The 21,424-nt window shown below is 66.6% G+C and carries 17 protein-coding genes; 13 read left to right on the forward strand and 4 right to left on the reverse strand.

Features of this window, described 5'->3' with window-relative positions:
* The first annotated feature begins 86 nt into the window (after window positions 1–86).
* From KHP16_RS26525 to KHP16_RS26565, 9 genes are all read left to right on the forward strand, one after another.
* Window positions 87–428 (forward strand): FeoA family protein, encoded by a 342-nt coding sequence (locus KHP16_RS26525; protein WP_211961475.1) that lies wholly within the window; start codon window positions 87–89, stop codon window positions 426–428.
* 89 nt (window positions 429–517) lie between these two features.
* Window positions 518–2,377 (forward strand): ferrous iron transport protein B, encoded by a 1,860-nt coding sequence (gene feoB / locus KHP16_RS26530; RefSeq protein WP_115955003.1) that lies wholly within the window; start codon window positions 518–520, stop codon window positions 2,375–2,377.
* A 43-nt stretch (window positions 2,378–2,420) separates the two neighbouring features.
* Window positions 2,421–2,744 (forward strand): DUF6587 family protein, encoded by a 324-nt coding sequence (locus tag KHP16_RS26535; RefSeq protein WP_109584879.1) that lies wholly within the window; start codon window positions 2,421–2,423, stop codon window positions 2,742–2,744.
* 300 nt (window positions 2,745–3,044) lie between these two features.
* Window positions 3,045–5,066, forward strand: coding sequence for a TonB-dependent receptor plug domain-containing protein (locus KHP16_RS26540; protein WP_258308093.1), 2,022 nt, complete (start codon window positions 3,045–3,047; stop codon window positions 5,064–5,066).
* Window positions 5,067–5,087: 21 nt separating this feature from the next.
* Window positions 5,088–6,395, forward strand: a complete 1,308-nt coding sequence (locus KHP16_RS26545; RefSeq protein WP_211961464.1) for an HmuY family protein — start codon at window positions 5,088–5,090, stop codon at window positions 6,393–6,395.
* Window positions 6,396–6,472: 77 nt separating this feature from the next.
* The gene (locus KHP16_RS26550) at window positions 6,473–7,519 is read left to right on the forward strand and encodes a hemin-degrading factor (RefSeq protein ID WP_415831234.1); all 1,047 of its coding nucleotides are present in this window, start codon (window positions 6,473–6,475) and stop codon (window positions 7,517–7,519) included.
* Between the two features lie 19 nt (window positions 7,520–7,538).
* Window positions 7,539–8,384: a heme/hemin ABC transporter substrate-binding protein gene (locus KHP16_RS26555; RefSeq protein ID WP_109584877.1), complete on the forward strand. Its 846-nt coding sequence runs from the start codon at window positions 7,539–7,541 to the stop codon at window positions 8,382–8,384.
* Window positions 8,385–8,392: 8 nt separating this feature from the next.
* A complete protein-coding gene (locus KHP16_RS26560) occupies window positions 8,393–9,412 on the forward strand; it encodes a FecCD family ABC transporter permease (RefSeq protein WP_244836062.1) in 1,020 nt (339 codons plus the stop codon).
* Window positions 9,413–9,419: 7 nt separating this feature from the next.
* Window positions 9,420–10,202, forward strand: a complete 783-nt coding sequence (locus tag KHP16_RS26565; RefSeq protein ID WP_109584820.1) for a heme ABC transporter ATP-binding protein — start codon at window positions 9,420–9,422, stop codon at window positions 10,200–10,202.
* Window positions 10,203–10,223: 21 nt separating this feature from the next.
* On the opposite strand, the gene KHP16_RS26570 is transcribed toward KHP16_RS26565, so the two are convergent.
* On the reverse strand, window positions 10,224–11,495 hold the full coding sequence (locus tag KHP16_RS26570; protein ID WP_211961465.1) for a filamentous hemagglutinin N-terminal domain-containing protein: 1,272 nt from the start codon (window positions 11,493–11,495) through the stop codon (window positions 10,224–10,226).
* Between the two features lie 87 nt (window positions 11,496–11,582).
* A complete protein-coding gene (locus KHP16_RS26575; RefSeq protein ID WP_211961466.1) occupies window positions 11,583–13,007 on the reverse strand; it encodes a hypothetical protein in 1,425 nt (474 codons plus the stop codon).
* Between the two features lie 628 nt (window positions 13,008–13,635).
* Here KHP16_RS26575 and leuA point away from each other — a divergent pair.
* Window positions 13,636–15,333, forward strand: coding sequence for a 2-isopropylmalate synthase (leuA, locus tag KHP16_RS26580; protein ID WP_121492754.1), 1,698 nt, complete (start codon window positions 13,636–13,638; stop codon window positions 15,331–15,333).
* A gap of 394 nt (window positions 15,334–15,727) precedes the next feature.
* Entirely contained in the window at window positions 15,728–16,348 is a 621-nt protein-coding gene (locus tag KHP16_RS26585) for an OmpW/AlkL family protein (protein ID WP_407935125.1), read from the forward strand.
* A gap of 32 nt (window positions 16,349–16,380) precedes the next feature.
* Here KHP16_RS26585 and KHP16_RS26590 read toward each other — a convergent pair whose 3' ends face one another.
* Window positions 16,381–17,871, reverse strand: coding sequence for an AMP nucleosidase (locus KHP16_RS26590; protein WP_109584814.1), 1,491 nt, complete (start codon window positions 17,869–17,871; stop codon window positions 16,381–16,383).
* Window positions 17,872–17,952: 81 nt separating this feature from the next.
* Between KHP16_RS26590 and KHP16_RS26595 the strand changes: the two genes are divergently transcribed.
* A complete protein-coding gene (locus KHP16_RS26595) occupies window positions 17,953–18,342 on the forward strand; it encodes a GNAT family N-acetyltransferase (RefSeq protein ID WP_109584813.1) in 390 nt (129 codons plus the stop codon).
* A gap of 10 nt (window positions 18,343–18,352) precedes the next feature.
* Here the strand turns inward: KHP16_RS26595 and KHP16_RS26600 are convergent, their stop codons facing one another.
* The gene (locus KHP16_RS26600; protein ID WP_244214839.1) at window positions 18,353–19,027 is read right to left on the reverse strand and encodes an NADPH-dependent F420 reductase; all 675 of its coding nucleotides are present in this window, start codon (window positions 19,025–19,027) and stop codon (window positions 18,353–18,355) included.
* Window positions 19,028–19,277: 250 nt separating this feature from the next.
* Between KHP16_RS26600 and KHP16_RS26605 the strand changes: the two genes are divergently transcribed.
* Window positions 19,278–21,386 carry a ParB/Srx family N-terminal domain-containing protein gene (locus tag KHP16_RS26605; RefSeq protein WP_244836058.1) on the forward strand — a complete coding sequence of 703 codons (2,109 nt, stop codon included), beginning with the start codon at window positions 19,278–19,280 and terminating at the stop codon, window positions 21,384–21,386.
* Window positions 21,387–21,424: the final 38 nt, after the last annotated feature.

Here is a 21,424-nt window from a genome sequence, read left to right on the forward strand (position 1 = left end):
TCCGGTGCGAACGACGCCGATCTTGCGGCAATTGCTATACAATCGAGAACGATTTTTATTTACGACCCTACAAGGTCCACAGCATGATGCGGTTGTCTGAACTTCCCCGGCGTACCGCCGCCGTTGTGCAAGCGGTGGAGGATCTCTCGCCCGACGACGCGATCGCGCGGCGGTTGCGCGATCTCGGCTTCGTGCCCGGTGAAGCGGTACAGATCATCGCGTTCGGCCCGTTCGGCAAGGATCCGATCGTCGCACAGGTGGGCTTCACGCGGTTCGCGCTGCGTCGTGCCGAGGCGGCCCGCATCACGGTCGATGTCGCCAGTGCGTCGGTGACGAACATCGCGCCGGACGCAGAGTCGGCCGGACTAGCCACCGAACGCGCTACCGAACAAGCTACCGAACAAGCCGCGGCCAAGCGTCTGGCCTGAACATCGCGCGCCGCGGCCTGCGTCGAATCGGCGCGGCGACCGCGCCTGGCCTCACCCCTCTACACGCCGCACGGGTTTCATTCCTGCCTATGTCCGTTGCTCCGAACTCCGCCGCATTGCGCATCGCGCTCGTCGGCAATCCCAACTGCGGCAAGACCGCGCTCTTCAACCGCCTGACCGGCAGCCGCCAGAAGGTGGCCAACTATGCCGGCGTGACCGTCGAGCGCAAGGAAGGCCAGTTCGTGGCGCCGAGTGGCCGCATCGTGCGGATTCTCGACCTGCCCGGCGCCTATAGCCTGCGCGCCGCGAGCCTCGATGAAACCGTGACGCGCGAGGTCGTGCTCGGCCAGCGCGCCGACGAGCCGCGTCCCGACCTGCTCGTGTCCGTGGTCGATGCGACCAACCTGCGGCTGCACCTGCGCTTCGTGCTCGAACTGCGCCGCCTTGGCCTGCCGATGGTCGTGGTCCTGAACATGAGCGATGCCGCCGCGAAGCGCGGCATCCTGATCGATCGCGACAAGCTGTCCGCCGCGCTCGGCGTGCCCGTCGTCCAGACCGTGGCGGTCAAGCGCGATGGCGCCGCCGCGCTGATCGAGGTGCTCGAGGGCCAGTTACCCAAGGCGCTGCCCGCCCAGCCGCTCGACGGACTGTCGGATCTCGACACGCACGCGGAGGTCCGCCGGCTCCTCGCGGCCGCGGTCACGATGCCCGCGCGCACCGCGCGTGTCGACGATGCGCTCGACCGCGTGCTGCTGCATCCCGTGTTCGGCCTCGTCATCCTCGCCGTTCTGCTGTTCTTCATGTTCCAGGCCGTATTCTCGTGGGCGGAGCCGCTGATGGACGGCATCGAGGGCGGCGTGCATATGCTCGGCGAAGTCGTCGGCACGTGGATGCCGGACGGCATGCTCAAGAGCCTGATCGTCGATGGCATGATCGCGGGCCTCGGCAGCGTGATCGTGTTCCTGCCGCAGATCCTGATCCTCTTTCTGTTCATCCTCACGCTGGAGGAATCGGGCTATCTTCCACGCGCGGCGTTCCTGCTCGACCGGCTGATGATGGGTGCCGGCCTCTCGGGCCGCTCGTTCATTCCGCTGCTGTCGAGCTTCGCCTGCGCGATTCCGGGGATCATGGCCACGCGCACGATCCAGGATCCGCGCGATCGCCTGACGACCATTCTCGTCGCGCCGTTGATGACCTGCTCCGCGCGGCTGCCGGTGTACGCCTTGCTGATTGGTGCCTTCATTCCCGAGCGTACGGTGGCAGGCCTCTTCAATCTGCAGGGGCTCGTGCTGTTCGCGCTGTATGTTGCCGGCATCCTCAGCGCGCTGATCGTCGCCTACGTGCTCAAGTACTTCCGACGCGACCGCACCGATCATCCGCTGCTGATGGAACTGCCGTCGTATCGCATTCCCAATCCGCGTGACGTGGCCATCGGGCTGTGGGAACGCGCACGCATCTTCCTGTCGCGCGTCGGCAAGGTGATTCTCGCGCTAACCGTGCTGCTGTGGTTCCTGGCCACGTTCCCGTCGCCGCCCGATGGCGCGACCGCACCCGCCATCGATTACAGCTTTGCCGGCATGATCGGCAAGGGACTCGAGCACATCTTCGCGCCGATCGGCTTCAACTGGCAGATCTGCATCGCGCTGGTGCCGGGCCTGGCCGCGCGCGAAGTGGCCGTCGGGGCATTGGCTACGGTCTACGCGTTGTCCGGCAGCGACGACACCGTGGCGACGCAACTGGCCCCGATGATCGCCGCGCAATGGTCGCTGGCCACCGCACTGTCGTTGCTCGCCTGGTACGTATTTGCGCCACAATGCATCTCGACGCTGGCCGTGATCCGCCGCGAGACCAACTCGTGGAAAGTGATGGCGCTCTCGGCGGCGTACCTCACCGGCCTCGCATACCTCGCGTCGTTCGTGACGTATCGCGTGGCCTTGATGTTCAGCTGAACCGTTGGATGAACCGGCGACGATGTTGCCGGTCGAATCGACCATGACGCTCTATCACGCTTTCGAAACCCTGGTCGTCCCGCTGATCGTGCTCGCATGCGCGCTCTCGGTGGCGGCACGTTATCTGCCCCGCACGCGCGAACGCGTGAAGGCGAGCCTTGCCGGCATGCTCGGCGGCGCGATGGCGCCAGGCTGGCGCGGGTGGATCGCCCGGCGGCTTAGTCCTGCCGCCGCTGCGGGGTGCGCGACAGGCTGCGACACCAACAGCGGCTGCGGCACCTGCGGTTCGAACACTTCCGCGTCTGCTCCGCCGCCATCCGCGACGGGCGGCAACGAGCAGGTGATACGGTTCATGCGGCGTCCCTGAAACGTCTATTCGCGCGTTCAACAAGCGACCCGATGGGTCGCTTTTTTGTTGTCTCCGCGAGACGCAGAAACGGGTACGGTCCACGCAGAAACGGGTACGCCCGGCGAATGAACCGAGCCTTGAGGGCGCAGAAATGGGTACGCGCGGACCCCTTGCACCGTAAGTCCTGCGCTTGACATCCCCACCCTGAAGCGCCTCCCTCAGCACTGTGTATCGGAATGTCACGAGACGTAAGTTCTTGTACATGAGAATGTTAACCATTATCATTTGCACCTTCATTCGTAATAAAACGATCTTAAAGTGCTTGCATCGCCCCTCGCATCGACGTCGACGCTGCGTCGAAGCTGCATCGCAGCCTGCATCGGCGCTCTCCTTGGCCCCGGCCTGCCAACGGAGGCACGGGCGCAATTTGCCACCGGCGACGCCCCTCTGCTGCCTTCCGTGGTCGTTACGGGTACCCGGTCCGAAAAGCCCATCGACGAGACCCCGGTGAAGACGGAGGTCGTGGATCGGCAGGAAATCGACCGCACGCATGCCCGCACGCTCAAGGACGCCCTCGAAAACGTACCCGGGCTGCAATTGCGGGAGATTCACGGCAAGTCCGGCTACGAGGTGTCGTTGCAGGGCATGACCAGCGATCAGGTGCTCATCCTGATCGATGGCCTGCCGATCAGCGCCAGCACCGGTTCGACGGTCGATGTCTCGCAGTACCTGTTGGCGGAAGTCGACCGCGTGGAAGTGGTCAAGGGCGCCAGCTCCGCGCAGTACGGCAGTTCCGCCATGGGCGGCGTGATCAACGTCATCACCCGCCCGATCTCGAAGGGTCTGTCCGCGGCGGCCACGGCCGATGCCGGCACGTACGGCGGGCAGAACGCGGATGGCACGCCAGGCCTGCTCCACGGCAGCATGCGCGTCGAGGGCGGTACCGAGACGCTGCGCGCGCGCGTCGCGGCCGATGCGCTCGACAACAAGGGCTTCGCCGTCGATCCGGATGGCTGGACGCAGCATGGCGACAAGGTACGGCGCCAGCAGTATTCAGGGCGGCTCGAATGGCTCCCGACGCCCGCCGGCACGTTCTGGGTGGACGCCAGCGCGTACCGCGAAACGGACGAACAGCGCTATCGGTATTACGCACCGCCGAACTACGTGCCGCAGCGCAAGAGCGAGGACATCGACCGCAACCGCTTTACCGGCGGCGGCCAGTGGAAGTTCGACAACGGCGTGCGCGCGCGCGTGGCGGGCATGACCGAGGGCTACGACAGCACCTCGCGCGAGTATTCGAATGCGGTGCAGACCGGCGTCCGCACGTCGTCGCAACGCACGGACCATCTGTCCATGCAGTTCGACATGCCCGCGTGGCGTTCGCAGTTGTGGCAGTTCGGCGCGGACCTGCATCGCGAACGCCTGAATCAGACCAGCAACAATATTTCGGAGATCGCCGGCAATGCGGAACGGCGCAACGGCGAGCTATACGTGCAGAACGACATCCTCTTCAGCGAGCGCTGGGAGATGATCGTCGGCCTGCGTGGCCAGCACGATTCCGACTTCGGCAGCCACTTCGCGCCGAAGGTCGGCGTGCGCGGCACGCTGGTAGAGAACGACGACTGGAAGGGCGTGGTGCGCGCGAATTTCGGCCAGGGCTATCGCGTGCCCAACCTGAAGGAACGCTACTACCTGTTCGATCACAGTTCGCTCGGCTACATGGTGCTCGGCAATCCGAACCTGAAGCCCGAGTCGTCCAACAGCTTCCAGCTCGGTGGCACGCTGAACTGGCGCGACCGCCTCGTGCTCGACACCAACCTGTTCTACAACCACGTCAGCAATCTGATCCAGACCGACATGGCCAACTTCACGGTCGTGAACGGCATTGCGGTCTACACCTATCGCAACGTGGCACGGGCGCGCACGCAAGGCGTGGAAACCGCGCTGCGCTGGGTCGCCACCGACGCGCTCCGCTTCAATGTCTCGTACACGTACACCGACACCGAAGACCTCAATACGGGCACCGAACTCACGCGCCGGCCGCGCAACATGGGCCGCGTCGGCATGGACTGGCGCCTGCTGCCCGGCACGGAACTGACCACGCGCGCGCGCTTCCAGAGCAGCGAGCTGGTCGATTCCACGAGCAACGCCCGCTCCGCGGGCTGGGGGACGCTCGACCTCGTGCTGAACCAGAAGATCGGACGCAACGTCACCGCCTTCGTCGGGGTGAACAACCTGTTCGATCGCCAGCGCGACTTCTCCAATGCCAATGATTTCGGGCCGGTGGCGGGCCGATTCGTGTACCTCGGCGCGCGCGTCAACGTCGACGTGGTGCGCTAGTTCAACTGGGAGGAAGCTCAAATGAAAAATAACCGAACGATTCACGCAACGACGGTCAATACCGTCATGCTCGCACTGATCACGACCGTGCTCGCGGCATGCGGCGGCGGCGGCGATTCGCCATCCACGACTACGCCGACGGCCAGCAATCCCTCGACACCGACGACCCCCGTGACGCCCGCCACGGCGTTCACGCAGTCCGGCACGTGGACCTTCACGCTGCCGGCCAATGGCGCGTCACTGTGCTACGACTTCAACGCGCAGGCGCAGACGGCTGATTGCACCGGCACCGCGTGGGACCTGAAGGTCAAGGGCGGCAACAGGACGGCGTCGTTCTGGACCAACAGCGGTTCCAGCGGCACGGGCAACGGCGGCGCATTCGGCGGCCCCTTCGACCACACGTGGAGTGAATTGCTTGCCTGGAAGAACGCGACGACCGATCCGGTCAATGGCGCGATTCCCGCCACGTTGTACTTCAAGGATGCGGCGAGCAGCGTGTTCACGGGCACGAACTCCATCCAGTCGGCCGTGTTCGAATACGGCGTAGGCGGAGAAACGGATCACCTGCTGTACCCGACGTGGCGCACGTTCCTGATCACGACGAACAGCGCGGTGCTCGACGCGACCGGCGCGGGCGCGCAGGTCTTCGCGCTGCAGGTGACGGGCTACTATGGCGGCGCGGGCGGTACCACGTCTGGCTTTCCGTCGATCCGATGGGTCGACCGCGCCAATCCAGGCGTGGTTCGCACCGCCACCGTCAACGCCACGACCGACTGGGTCTACTTCGACCTCGATGCGGGCGCGGTGTCGACGGCCACCGGCACGTGGCATATCGCGTTCAACCGCAACAACCTCAAATTGAACGGTGGCGAATCGGGCAGCGGCACGGTGGCAGGCTTCGTGGGCCGTACGCCGGCGGGCTTCTATGACGCGAGCAACAAGCCCATTGCGTCGAAGTTCACCGACCCGTCGAACGCCAGCGCAACGCTCGCCGACCTCGGCGACGCGACGCTGGCCGTGCCAGCGACGGTGAGCGCGTGGCTCAAGGATGCGACCGCTTCATCACTCAATCCGACGTGGACAGGCACGTTCCCCAACCCCCTCAACTATGGCTGGTTCACGTACTATCCCACTGCAGCGGCTGCTACGGCGGCAGGCCTGCCCGCCGTTGCGCACGTGATCGCGGCAAACCCGCAGAACGCCGCGCTGGTGCGCGGTGGGGAAGGCACGACCTATGCACGCTTCCACGTGACGCAGATTCAGTACGCGAATCCCAGCGATGTGAACAGCGCGCAGACCTGGACCGTGCAGTACGACGTGCAGCCCTGAGTCCGGACTCCGACTCGTGATTGAAGCGCTTCCGGCATGCCTCGGATTCGTACCGCGACATGCTTGGACCTGACAGCATGCAAGACACTATGCAACAAGACAGTTTCGACACCCTGCGCGCGCGGCATCAGCAACTGATCGACCAGGAACCCGGCCTTCGCATTCGCGATCGCGCACGCAAGCTCGGCGCGACCGAGGCGGCGCTGGTCGCGGCCGAATGCGGCGTCACCTCGCGCGAACTCAACGGTCCGGCGCAAACGCTGTTCCGCGACCTCGGCGCCCTCGGCCCCGTGATGGCGCTGTCGCGCAACGACTCGGCCGTGCACGAGCGCCATGGCACTTACCTCGACATCCAGGCCGACGGGCCGGTGGGCATCGTGCTCGGTCCCGATATCGACCTGCGCATGTTCTTCAACAGCTGGAAGTATTTCTATGCGGTCAGCGAGAACGGCCGCGACAGCATCCAGTTCTTCGACAAGAGCGGCGAGGCCGTCCACAAGGTGTATCGCACCGAGGCCACCGACGCGGCGGCGTGGGAGGCCTATGTCGCGCGTCATGCCAGTGGCGCGCGCACGCCCGTGATGGCGGAGGCGGTACAGGCGGCCAGCGAAGCGGAGGCACCGGCCGACATCGCGGCGTTTCGCGCCCACTGGCGCGGCCTGACCGATACGCACGAGTTCTTCGGCATGCTCCGCCAGTTCAAGGTCTCGCGCCTTGGTGCGCTGCGCGCGGCAGGCGAGGACCTTGCGCAGGCAGTCGACAACACGGCCGTTGAGACGCTGCTCCAGCGCGCCGCGGATTCTCAATTGCCGATCATGTGCTTCGTCGCCAATCGCGGCATCGTGCAGATCCACACCGGGCCGGTGAAGCGCCTGGTGCGGACCGGCCCGTGGTTCAACGTGCTGGACCCGACGTTCAATCTCCACCTCAACACACAGGCCGTGACGGCGAGCTGGGTCGTCAACAAGCCCACCACCGATGGCTGGGTCACGTCGCTGGAGCTGTATGGCGCCAACGGCGAGCTGATCGTCCAGTTCTTCGGCGAGCGCAAACCCGGCAAGCCGGAACTGCCCGCCTGGCGCGCGCTGCTGCAAGCGCTGTGCACGCACGCGCTGGCGGCCTGACATGACACGCGCGGTCTTCATGACATGGGCGCGCGATGCGCTGATCCCGCTGCTGTGCGCGGCGGGCCTCGCGCATGCGGCGCCTCCCGCGCGCGTGGTCGGCCTTGGTGGCGCTGTCACCGAGATCGTCTATGCGCTCGATGCGGGCAACACGCTCGTTGGCGCGGATGCCTCGAGCATTTACCCGCCCGCCGCGCTCAAGCTGCCGAAGGTCGGCTACTACCGCACCTTCTCGGTGGAGGGGGTGGCGAGTCTGAAGCCGGACCTCGTGCTTGCCTCGGACCAGAGCGGCCCGCCGCAATCGCTCGAACAGCTGAAGCGGCTCGGCAGCAAGGTGGTCGTGCTGCCGTCGGCGCCGACCGTGGCGGCACTCGATCAGCGCATTCTTGGCGCGGCCAGCGCGCTCGATCGCGGGGCGCAGGGCAAGGCGCTGGTGGACCGCATTCATGCGGAACTCGATGCCATCAAGCCACCGGCAGGGTCGAAGACGACGACGCCGCGCGTGCTGCTGGTGAGCGCGCACACGGGCAAGATGCAGGCGGCCGGCGAGGATACCGCCGGCGCCGCGATGCTCAAGCTCGTGGGCGCCACCAACGTGCTTGGCGATCAGACCGGCTACAAGCCCTTCTCCGCCGAAGCCGCCGCGGCGCTGCGGCCGGACGTGATCGTCACAACGACGATGTCGATTCAGGCCAGCGGCAGCGTGGAGGCATTTCTTGCCCAGCCCGGCATCAACGCCACCCCTGCCGCTCGCGACAAGCGCATCGTCGTGATGGACGACCTGTTGCTCCTGGGCTTCGGTCCACGGCTGCCGGAAGCGCTGCGCCAGTTGCAGGCGGGATTCGTCTCCCCCGCGGCGCGATGATGGCATCGATGGCCTGCGCCGTGACGAAACTGCGTGCGCTGCGGTATCTCTCGCCGGCGCAGGTCTTCGCGGTGCTCTGCCTGCTCGTGGTACTTGTCGCTTTGATGGCGTCCGCAAGCGGCGCGCTGGCGATTCCGCGCAGCCGCCTGCTCTCGCTGCTCTGGTCCGCGAACCTCGACGCGGAAGCCACCATCTGGCGGAACGTGCTGATCGAAGTGCGGCTGCCGCGCATCGTGCTGGCGGTGGTGACCGGCGCGGCGCTGGCGCTCTCGGGCGCCGTGATGCAGGCGCTGTTTCGCAATCCGTTGGCCGAGCCCGGTCTTGTCGGTATCTCGCTGGGCGGTGCGGCCGGCGCGGTAGTTGCGATCGTGCTGGGCGCGGACGGCCTGTGGGGCATCGCGCCGCTCGCGTTCGTGGGCAGCCTGATTGCCACCGCGCTGGCCTACCGCCTCGGCACCCGGCGTCTGGGCGTGGCCAACCTGCTGCTCGCGGGCGTGGCCATCAACGCCATCTGCGCAAGTATCGTCGGCTTCTTCACCTATCAGGCCAGCGATGTGCAGCTGCGCAACCTGACCTTCTGGAACATGGGCAGCCTGGCTGGCGCGACGTGGACCATGCTCGCGTGGATCGTGCCGTTGGTCGCCGTGCTATGTGCGCTGCTGCTGCGCGACTGGCGCGTGATGAACGCCCTGCTGCTCGGCGAACGGGAAGCGCATCATCTCGGCTTCGATATCCGCCGCGTGCGGCGCCGCCTGATCGTGCTGACGGCGCTGCTCGTCGGACCGCTTGTCGCGGTCACGGGCACCATCGGCTTCGTGGGGCTCGTCGTGCCGCATCTCGTGCGGTTGCCCCTCGGCGCCGATCATCGATGGCTATTGCCCAATACGATCGCGGGCGGCGCGATGGCACTGACGCTCGCGGACTGGCTCGCCCGTATCGCCGTGATTCCGGCTGAATTGCCCATCGGTATCGTGACCAGCCTCGTGGGCGGTCCTTTCCTGCTGTGGATGCTTACGCGAAAGACCTGAGACGCCGATGCTTTCCTGCCGAGAACTGACCTGCGCGCGCGGCGATCGCACCGTGCTGCAAGGGATCGACATCGACTTGCATGCCGGCGAGGTGCTGGGCGTGCTGGGCGCCAATGGCGCGGGCAAGTCCACGCTGCTGGGTACGCTCGCGGGCGAACTGGCGCTGACCGGCGGGACGCTCACGCTCGATGCGGCGCCGCTCGCGCGCTGGTCTGCACAGTCGCTGGCCCGCCGTCGCGCGGTGCTGCCGCAGTCGCCCAGCCTCGCCTTCGATCTCTCCGTGCGCGAGGTCGTGGAAATGGGCGCCTACCCGTTTCCCGAGGCCGATGCCGCCGACGTTGCCGCGCGCATGGAACAGGTGCTCGCGCTAGCGGACGCCACGTCGCTGCGCGACCGCCGCTACCTCGGCATCTCCGGCGGTGAACAGCAGCGCGTGCAGTTCGCGCGCGCACTGCTCCAGGCATTGACCGGCCTCGCCCACGGGGAATACCGCGTGCTGTTTCTCGACGAGCCCACATCGAGCCTCGACCCGCGCCACCAGTTGCTGTTGCTGCGCGCCGTACGAACGCTCGCGCGCAGCGCAGGTCTTGCCGTGCTCGTGGTGCTCCACGACGTCAACCTCGCCGCGCGGTGGTGCGATCGCCTGCTGCTTCTGGCTGGTGGCCACGCGATTGCGCAGGGCGCGCCCGCCGACATCCTTGTGCCCGAGACGCTGACGCGCGTCTACGGCCTGCACGCGCAGGTAGCCCTCATTGAGGGTTACCCGGCGGTGACGTTCCGGCTGGATTGACGTCTCCGCGCCTGCCCGACTTCAAATGTCGCTGAACGTCGCGGCCGGTACGTCATTGACGAACAACCGCGGAATTCGGCTGTGATCGCCGACCACGCGTGGCGCGTAGATACGCACATCGTCGAAGGCAAGCAACCTGCCGGACGTGTACGCCATGACGTTGGCCTCCATCCGGATGCGCGTGCGTGCCACGATGTCTCCGAGATTCAGGACGATGCCATCGCCAAACAGCGGTAATCCCGCGCGCCGGCTAACCGCGGCGAGTTCGATACTGTTCGCCCATGCCGACCCATGCCGATCTACCAGAATGCCGCGCGCCTTTACCTGCAGTACGTCGCCGGCCATGACGCGTCCCTCGAACTGCGTCATCCCTTCGCTGGCGATATCGAGACGGCGCCCCCAGAGCAGACCGCTCTGGATGTAATGGCCCTTCGACTGGACCGCCACGTCCGCGTGCCAGCCGCCTACGGTGCCGCGTGTCCGCACGCCGCTCCCCACGTCCGTCGTGATCAGTCGGATACGTTCGCCATACATGCCGCCCAGCGTCGTGCTGTCGATACCGTACCCGGAGGTCGCCTGTCCGGCATCCGGCTTTGCGAACGGCTGACGCGCGCGATAGTCCAGTCGCTGGACGCCCGCGATGAGCGCCACGTCCCGCGCATAGACCTTGCCATCGAGCATGATGCGGCGTGCCGCCACGTCCAGCGTCATCGGGCTCGTCATCGAGTTGGGCCCCGCGCGGACCCCTGAGAAGAGGACCTCGCCATCCGTCACGTCGAAGCCCGCCAGCGCGCCACGACCGTCGAGTTGGGGGATGCCTGTCGTCAGCGTGACGCGATCGGTGTTGAGAAAGGCGCAGTCATGGCATGTGATGCCATACGGGTTGGCGACCACCACGTCGGCACGCGCGCCATACACTTCGGTGGCACCCGCCAGCACGCTTCGGTCGGGGGAGACCACCTCGTTGAGAATGACCTCCGCCGCGCGCTTCAGCTCCGGATTCGCGGGCAGCGCGCCAGCGAGCGCCGAGGCCTGTGCGGTGTGACCGGGAACGGCATTGTTGAGCACCAGGCCCGCGGCGTTGACGTGGAACGCGCGGTATTGGTTGTGCGAGACGCCCGCGGCGTTCGGCGGGGCGATGCCGACGATCGTGGCACCGCCCGGCGTCCGCTGGACGCTCATCACGCCATGGGCGGGCAGTACCGGCTGGGCAACCGCGGTTGTGAAGGCGAGGAGTCCGCCAATCGCCAGCAGCGGGGGGATAGACACGGGGATAAAGAGAGAGGAAGGCATGTCGATGCTCCGTTGGGTGATACTCAACGTTGGCACAGATACATGCCCCCGGATGTAGCGGATTCCCGAAAGTGCGGGCGCGCCGCCTTACATCACCGTGCCCGCGATCGTCATCGACAGCGGCATCTGCTCCGCGCCCGCCGTGCAGGTCACCGTGACCGAGAACGGACCCGGTGCGCTCGGCTGGATCTGAATGGCGTTCGGTGCGAATACCACGGGGACCAGCGAGACATTGCCCGTGCCCGCGGTCCAGTTCCAGCCCGTGCATCCGGTGATGCCTTCGTCGATGCCGCGATGGACCAGTTGCACCGCGATCGTCGCCGGGATCGGATTGACGAGCGTCAGCGGCTGCGGACCGTTGTAGACAAGCGCCCACGTCGGCTGTTCGGTCACGAACAGGTTGGCGCGCGGGCGGGGCGTCAGCGTGAGGCTGCCCGCGGTCACCGCGAGCACGCTCTGATACGCGTCGGCACCGTTCGCCAGGTTCGTGCCGACCGTCGTCGTGCGCGTCGAGGCATCGGGTTGCACGGTGAGCGTCGGGGACGTCGTCGTGAAAGTCCACAGGCCATCGAACGCGCTCGTGGTGTCGACCTCGTCGTTACGTACCACGCGCGACGCGAACGATTGCGGACGGCCGTTGAGGACCGATATCGCGTTGATCTGCGCGCCGGCCCGAGACAGGACAAGGCGATAGCTCGCGACCCCGGCACCGACAACGGAGACCGGGAACATGCCCGACAGCGTACCGCCATTCGGCGCGGTGACGGACACGCTAACAAGGGCCTGCGCCAACGCGCTGGCCGTGTTGGCGGCGCGCAGCGTGCCGACATTGGCGGCACCCGTGACCTGCACTGCGGCGCCGCTGCTGTTCCATGTCCATGCCGTGCCTGAGGACGAGCGGTCGGCGCCATGGCTGTCGATCAGCGACGCGGTGACGGGAAGGACCTGGCCGTGCGTCATGGACAGCGCCGGATAGGGCAACGCGAGGGCGTAGGCGGTCGATCCCGCGGCGAGTACCGTCACGCTGGCCGACTGCATCGGCAACTGCGTGACCGCGCCATCCGATGCGGTGACCGTGGCGACCACGCTGATGGTCGCCACGCCAATGCCCGTACCGCGCACGTTCGCGCTGCCGGGCATGCTCGCGGCCGTCACCGTGGCGATGCCGCCGTTGGACGGCGACCACGTGAATTGCGTGGCGCCCGTGACGTCGTTGCCATTGCCATCGACGACGGTCGCGCTCATCGGCAGCGTGCCTCCGACGGCGACCTGACCCGATGTGAGCCCGAGCTGCATCACGTAGGTTTTCGAGGCCGCGCTGCCGTTGCCGGAACCGCCATTCGAACCGCCGCCGCTGCCGCCATTACCGCCGCCCCCATCGCCCCCCGCACCGGCCGTCGTCGGCGTGCCCGACCCCGAGCCACCGCCCCCACCGCCGCACGCCGCCAGCATGCATACGGTGAAGATCGCCAGCAGCCACGTCGTGCACGTCGCCCACGTTGTCGTTCTCATGATCTGTCCCCTCGGTCTCGGTTGCGGCGCCGCAGCACCTGTCCCGTTCTCTGTCCGCGTAGCGTTGTTCCGATCCGCCCGCATGCGATGCCGTCCCGCCCGCGCGTGGGCTGTCTTGGCTCTTTCAGCCTATGCGCGATGCGGCCGAGGCAGTTCAGACGACTGAGCGGCACCCCACACAACGGGCGGAGGCAGCCCTCTGCGGTGCGCAGTGAACCCCGAATTCATCCGTTTGCCCGATCCGGCGGCGTGTCGTGGCGCACCGACGCGGTTGACGTGAAGCGCGTTTTTGGACTACGCTCCTCAACTCGTCCGATATATGCCCCCCGCTACCCGCGCCTCGAACGCATGACTGCCTCACGTGCCACCGCTGCCGATTTCGCCGATGCCCCGCGCATCGCGGCGGTCGCGCGCGCGCTGCGTGGACGCGTGCAGGTGCCCGTTTGCGGCGGTGCGGCATCTGCTTCTCCCCTCCTTCTCGCGCTATCGCTAAACCTAGTGATCGGTTGCCGGGCCTAGTGCCTGTGGCAGTTCGGCAGCCTGTCGCCACGCGTTCGCGTTATCTGTTTTTCCGGTTTTTTCCGATTTCACGTTTCCGTCATGGAGCTTCCGCGAGGAAGGAGAACTCATGCTGTCCAATCCCGCCGTCAAATACCGTCCCGCCACCACCGTAGACTTGCCTGATCGCACCTGGCCGTCGCGCCAGATCACGCGCGCGCCCATCTGGATGAGCACGGACCTGCGCGATGGCAACCAGGCGCTGATCGAGCCGATGAGCGTCGAGCGCAAGCTCCGCTTCTTCGAGCAGCTCGTGAAGATCGGCCTCAAGGAGATCGAGGTCGGCTTTCCGTCGGCCTCGCAGACCGACTTCGACTTCGTGCGCATGCTCATCGAACAGAAGCGCATTCCCGAGGACGTGACCATCATCGTGCTGACGCAGTCGCGCGAAGATCTGATCCGCCGTACCGTCGAGTCCGTGCGCGACGCCCATCGGGCCACGGTCCACCTCTACAACCCGATTGCCCCGGCATGGCGCCGCATCGTGTTCAATGCCTCGCGTGAAGAGATCCGCGACGTGGCGGTAACGGGCACGCGCCTGATTCGCGAACTCACCGACGCGCAGCCGGGTACGCACTGGGGCTACGAGTATTCGCCGGAGACCTTCAGCCAGGCCGAACTCGATTTCGCGCTCGAGGTTTCCAACGCGGTAGCCGAAACGTGGGGCGCGGCGCCGGGCCGAAAGATGATCCTGAACCTGCCGACGACCGTGGAATGCAGCACGCCCAACGTGTTCGCGGACCAGATCGAATGGATGCATCGCCATCTTGCGCGGCGCGAGCACATCGTGCTGTCCGTGCATCCGCATAACGACCGCGGCACGGCCGTGGCAGCAGCGGAGCTTGCCGTGATGGCGGGCGCCGACCGCGTGGAAGGCTGCCTGTTCGGCAACGGCGAGCGGACGGGCAACGTGGACCTGGTCACGCTCGCGCTCAACCTGTACACGCAGGGCGTGGCACCGGGGCTGGACTTCTCGGATATCGATGAGGTGCGCCAGTGCGTCGAGCATTGCAACCAGTTGCCCGTGCATCCTCGCCATCCGTATGTCGGCGATCTCGTGTTCACCGCGTTCTCGGGTTCGCACCAGGACGCGATTCGCAAGGGTTTCGCGCAGCAGAACGCCGACGCGATCTGGGAAGTGCCCTACCTGCCGATCGACCCCGCCGATCTCGGCCGCAGCTACGACGCCGTGATCCGCGTGAACAGCCAGTCCGGCAAGGGCGGCATGGCCTACCTGCTTGAGCAGGTGCATGGCATCTTCATGCCGCGCCGCCTGCAGATCGAGTTCAGCCGCGCGGTGCAGGCGATGACCGACGAAACGGGCCTCGAGGCGAGCGCGGAAGACCTTTACGGACTGTTCCGTCGCGAGTACCTCGATCGCGAATCGCCGCTGCAGTACGTGGCGCACCAGATGACCTCTGCCGCCAATGGCAACGTCGAGATGGATATCGAACTGGTGCGCGATGGGCAGCCCGTACGCGTGCGCGGGGCCGGCAACGGCCCGATCGATGCGGTGGTGGATGCCTTCGTGCGCGAGCTCGATGTGCCCGTACGCGTGATGGACTATCACGAGCATGCGCTGTCTGCGGGTGCCGATGCGAAGGCGGCCTGCTACGTGGAAGTCCGCGTAGGCGACTCCGCGACCGGATTCGGCGCGGGCGTCGATGCGAGCATCGTCACGGCCTCCCTGCGCGCGGTGGTATCGGGTGTCAACCGCCATCTGGCGGCGGTCGGGATGTCCGAGGTGCCTGAGGCAAAGGCTGCCTGAGGCCGAAAGCTGCGTCGGAAAAACGGGTGTGCCCCACCCCCATGGGGCACACCACGAAAGACGTCCTGTTGGACGCCCACGACATGCGCGGTACAAGACCACGTGGGCACAGCGTAACGGGCGGCACGTGGCCGCGCCACGAATAATTCCGCATGTAAATAGAAGCGTCATGTCGCGACGGTTCTTCGCGACATCGCAAATCGTTGCGTTGGGTCAATACCGGGGAATGCCGATCGCGCCACACTGGTCTCGCAGTTTGACGAAAAATGCGAAGACCAATATGACCGCCAATCTCTCCGGACATCCCTCCCAGCGTACTTCCCGCGTCCTTCCACGCGTGCTTCCCCGCGTCCTTCCACGGCTCCTCTCCCGCGCCGCCGGAGCGCGCCGTGTGCTGCCGCTCGTTGCGGCATCCGCCGCCGCACTGTTCGGCGCCATGCCGCTGGCCGCCAGCGCGGCCGATGACACCACGCAGGGCGACTGGATGGTGCGCCTGCGCGCGACCTATCTGAACATGGACGACAAGTCCGACCCCATCGGCGGCGTAGGTGCCTCCGACCGGATCGGCGTCAACAACAAGTGGATCCCCGAGCTGGACGTGACGTACTTCATCGTCCCGCATATCGCGGTAGAGCTGATGCTCACGGTGCCGCAGAGTCAGGATGTGAGCCTCGACGGCAACAAGATCGGCACGTTCCGCCATCTGCCGCCTGCGCTGCTGCTGCAGTATCACTTCCTGCCCGAAGGCACGTTCCGGCCTTACGTGGGCGCGGGCGTGAACGCGACACGGATCTATGGCGCGAATCTCGCGGGCAACACCTTGCAGCTCGACCGCTGGAGCGTCGGCCCCGTGCTGCAGATCGGCATGGACTACAAGCTCACGAAGAACTGGTTCCTGAACGTGGACGCGAAGAAGTCGTGGATCTCGAGCAACGTCTATGCGGGAGGCGCCAAGGTGTCGACCGTGAAGCTCGACCCCTGGCTGTTCAGCGCGGGGATCGGCTACCGGTTCTGAGTTGCGGGCTGAAAGGGCTCAGCATGGCGGGTTCACCGGAAGGCGGGCTCGTCGAAGCTGCGCAGCTTGCGCGAGTGCAGGGCTTCCACGCCGCTCTCTCGCAGGATGCGTACTGCCTCCAGCCCGATCGTCATATGCTGGCTCACGCGCTGGCGATAGAACGCGTTGGCCATGCCGCGCAACTTCAGTTCGCCGTGCAACGGCTTGTCGGAAACGCATAGCAGCGTGCCATACGGCACGCGCAACCGGAAGCCATTGGCCGCCACCGTCGCGCTTTCCATGTCGATGGCAATCGCGCGCGACTGGTTGAAGCGCGCGTAGAGCGCCTTCGACTTGAGCTCCCAGTTGCGGTCGTCCGTGGATACCACGGTGCCGGTGCGCATGCGCGTTTTCATCTCGTTGCCCGACAAACCCGTCACGCGCGCCACGGCCTCCTGCAGGGCCACCTGGATCTCGGCGATCGGCGGCACGGGTACCCATGGCGGCAGGTCGTGGTCGAGCACGTGGTCGTCTCGCACGTATGCGTGCGCGAGTACGTAGTCGCCCAGCTGCTGCGATCGGCGGAGGCCACCGCAGTGGCCGATCATCAGCCAGCAGTGCGGACGCAGCACGGCGAGATGATCGGTCATGGTCTTCGCGTTCGACGGTCCCACGCCAATGTTCACGAGGGTGACGCCGAGCTTGTCCTCGCGCACGAGGTGGTAGGCGGGCATCTGCGGTAACGCGCGCGGTCGCGCGGCGTCATCCGGCGCGCTCCCTCCGAGTTCCTGTGTGATGTCGCCGGGTTCGACGAAGCGTACATAACCGTCGCCACCGTCGCTCGCCATCAGCGAGCGGCCCAGCGCGACGAACTCATCGACGTAGCGCTGATAGTTCGTGAACAGCACGAACCGCTGAAAGTGCTGGGGGGCGGTGCCGGTGTAGTGGTACAGCCGCTGCAGTGCGAGGTCCACGCGCTCGCCCGGGAACAGCGAGAGTGGCCAGGCCTCGCCGGGAACGGGCTCGTACGTGCCGTTGGCGATCGAGTCGTCGATGCGGGAAAGCTCGGGCAGCACGAACGCCGCCTCGAGTTCGCGGGCCTGCGTGTAGCTGATGTCGGTGGTCGACGCCTCGATCACGAACGGCAGCGGAATCGGCCGCCGTGACAGTCCGACCACCACCGGCACGCGGTGATAGCGGATCAGGCGCTCGATCTGGTCGCGGTAATAATCGGCCAGCAGGTCGGGCCGCGTCACGGTGGTGCCGTACACGCCGGGATAGGCGACCGTACCCCATGCGGGACGGCTGTCGGTCACCATCGTTTCCAGATTGACGGAGACGCCGAGGTACGGGTAGCACGCGTGTGCCGCCGACGGCAGCGGTTCGCCGCGCGCGAATGCCTCGAAACGCGCGCGCACCGCGGCGACGGAACTGTCGTAGATTTCGCGGATGCGCGCGAGCGCGCTCTCGGCGTCGGAGAACTCGGCCAGCTGATCGGCCGGATGGGCGGAGGAGTAGATGGCAGCGTTCATGCAGACGATCATACCTCGCGATGTCGCCACCATGCCAGTTTGACGCGATGGCTAGCGCTCGTTACACTCTGTCGCCATTCAGAAGGAGCGCTGATGGAAATCCGGAATCCGTTACCCGTGGAAGTCGAGGCTGCCAGGCAATTGCTGGCAGCGAACGGGTGGGACCACCGGGTTGGCAACGCCGAGCGCTTCGCGCAGTTGATCGCCAACTCGCAGCGCGTGGCCGTGGCCGTGGAAGATGGCGAGGTCGTGGGCTTCGTGCGCGCGCTGTGCGACGACATCTCCAACGGCTATATCTCGATGATCGCCGTCGCCCCGCAGTATCGCCGCCGGGGCGTGGGCCGCGCGCTGATGCGCCATATCATGGGCAACGATCCCGATATCACCTGGGTCCTCCGGGCCGCGCGCTCGTCCGAGGCCGCGTTTTTCGGGCAGCTTGGCTTCAGCCCGTCGATGGTGGCGATGGAGCGTCGGCCGCTCTAGGCGGCGATCGCTACTGCGCCATCGCCCGACGGAATTCCTCCGCGGTGCCCATCTGACGGAACAGCTTGCCGCCCGGCGCGAAGCGATCGGCCGTCGAGAGCCCGCCCACTACCACCGGTTCGAATCCCGCGTCGCGCACGAGCTGCGATGCCACCTCCAGCGCCCTGGCGTCGTCGCCGGCAATAGGCACCGCCAGCGGCGCGCCGCTGCGATGGCTCTCTTTCGCGAACTCGGTCGCCCCCGTGAAATTGAACGCCCGGACGATCTTCGCGCCGCGTAAGTACTTCGACGTTGTCGCGCCGATGCCGTTGCGCTGCACCTCTTCCACCACCGCGCCGTCGCGGGCGGCGATCGCATTCGTCGCATCGAGCACGGTCTTGCCGCGCCAGGCCGAGGCGTTCTGTTCGCCGATGGTCGGCACCGCGCCATAGGGCACGGCCAGCAGCAGGATGTCGGCAAACGCGATCGCCTGTGCCACGGTGCCGGTCTGGGCCAGCGGACCGAGTTTGTCCGCGAGCGCCTTCAGTTCCTCGGGATGCCGCGATGAAAACATCACGGGATGGCCGGCCTTGACCCATAGCCCGCCGATGGTGCCGCCGATGCGGCCGGCGCCGATCACGCCGATGCGCGCCTTGCCAGCCGGCGCCTGAGCCCGGGCCATCCCGCTCGTCGCCACCAGCGCCATGCCCGCCAGCAAGACCGTGCGGCGCGACATGCACGGCGGGCGCCCCGGCTGGCTCCTCAAGGCTGTTTTCATCGCGGTCTCCATGGCGGGTTTCATCTTGTCCCGATCCAGTCACTCTAGGCGAAAAAATGATCGCTTTCCGCGCGCAAGCTGTCTTCGGAGGTGATCAGGCTGTCACATGCTCGTCATCGGGCCTCCCTAGACTGGCGCGCGACAAGCTGCCACCGGCACGACCAACAGGACAATAACGATGACACGCGATTCGAGGGAACCGCTCCGGCTGACCCGCCTGGCCCTGCTCACGCTGGCCACCTTTGCACTCACCGCGTGCGGGGGCGACGGCGATGGCGCCACCGTCGCCACCCCGAGCACGGGCAGCACCGGTGGGAATGGCGGCAATGGCGGCCAGCCGGGCCAGACCGTCACCGTCAAGCCGCTGGCCGGCGGGACGACCTATGTCGGCGCGGTCAGCTTCGGCGACACCCTCTCCGTCACGCTCGACCAGCCCGCGCCCGGTCAACTGACGGTGCGCTTCCTCGACTCCCGCGTTGGCCTTGCGGGCAGCCTCGTCGGCGAGTACGTGCTCGACCAGGCGAGCAATACCTATCGCGTGTCGGGCCTGACGGCCGGCAGCGACGCGCCGGCGGCGCTGGCCACGGCGGCGTCGGCCATCACCTTCTCTTTCTCCCTCGACGAGGGCGTGCTGTCCGGCGCGTTGGGCAAGGTGCCCAACGTGAAGCTTGGCGATGGCACGCTGCTGCAGGGCTATATCAGCGCGGCGAATCGCGGCGCGCAGTTGTCGGAGATCGTGGGAACGTATGCCTTCCTGCGCCAGACCGGCGCGGGCGCGTCCGCCGGCCAGCTGAACATTGCCGCCGATGGCAGCGTGCGCGTCTGCGCGGGCCAGGGTTTTGCGGCGGACTGCGCGGGTGGGCAGACAGGCAGCCTGACCGCGGACGCAGACCAGACGCGCTATCCGGGCGCCTACACGCTAACGCTCGCGGGCGCGAAAGTCGGCCGCGTATTCGTCGGCCGGCAAACCGGTCAGGTCGCGCTGTTCGTCGACGAACCGGGCACCGGCGCGAACGACACGTTCGGCAACTGGGTCGTGCGCACCGCGGTGGCGCTGCCCGCCAATGCGATCGATGGCGACTGGGTCTGCGCCGAGCCCGAGCTCGACGCCAACGACGCCTTCACCGGCCGCACGCGCCGCAACATCGTCTCCGTGACCGGCGGCACGCTTGCCGCGGACAATGTGCCCGTCGATGTGCCGCTGACCTACAACGCCGTTGCGGGCATCAAGGCCAACGGCCTGATCGGCGGTACGTGGCAGGCCACGGTCGCCAGCCAGCCGGCCACCGGCACCCTGACGCTGCTACCGGTCAGCACGAAGACCGCCTATCAGGTGCGTCGAGAACCCGGCAGCAAGCGCCTGCTGCCGGCCGTCTGCACGCCGCTGCCGCAACCCGCGGCCATCGCAACGTACGTGAATGCCAAGGCCGGCGACAACCTGCTTGTGACGTTGCGCGACCTGCGTCCGACGCAGCCCGCGATCGGCCGGGACCAGATCTACTACAAGCTCGGCCGCTATGCGAAGGATCCCGTCAAGAACTTCGACGACGCGTGCGAGAACAATGGTCAGAACAAGAGCGAGAAGAACCTGAACCTGACCACCGCGCGCATCGACGACCTGACGTCGTTCGGCTGCACGCAGGTCGTAGGCAACAAGCCGCAGGACATGAAGACACTGGTTGTCGGTCCCTACGGCGAGCCGTACCTGACCGATGGCCATCACGCTTTCACGACCATGACGGAAGCGCCGACGGGCGGCCCGCAGTCCAAGGCCTACATCAAGGTGCAGGACAACCTGATGAACCTGAACCGCGCGACGTTCTTCCGCACGCTGCGCGAGCGCAAGCTGGTCTGGCTCAAGGACCCCGACAACCGCCCGGTCTATCCGGCCGATCTGCCGCGCGCGCTGGGCCTGTCGAACGGCCTGGGCAACGATCCGTATCGCTCGCTGGTCTACTTCACGCGCGACATCGGCTACTCGCAGCTGTCCGACGCGAGCGAGTTCACCGAGTTCTATTGGGGTGACTGGCTGCGGACGGTGATCGATCTCAAGACCGTCAACCTAGACAACACCGCGAGCTATCTGGCCGCCGTGCGGACCGCGGCCACGGCCATGGTCGCGCTCTCGCCGGATGCGCTGGTGAGCAATGGCAAGACCGCGGCGCAGCTCGGTGGACTCACCGCCCTGGGCGAATCGGAGTTCACCAAGCTGTCGCAGCCCGTGACGGCGTCGAGCCCGGGCAAGCTGCCGTATGCCGTGGACTATCGGCTCGGGTTGAAGAAGTAGGCCGGCGCAAAAGGGTGAGCTTACCCAATGGGTGAACG

This window comes from Cupriavidus plantarum (genome assembly GCF_905397285.1).
Taxonomy (GTDB): Bacteria; Pseudomonadota; Gammaproteobacteria; order Burkholderiales; family Burkholderiaceae; genus Cupriavidus; species Cupriavidus plantarum.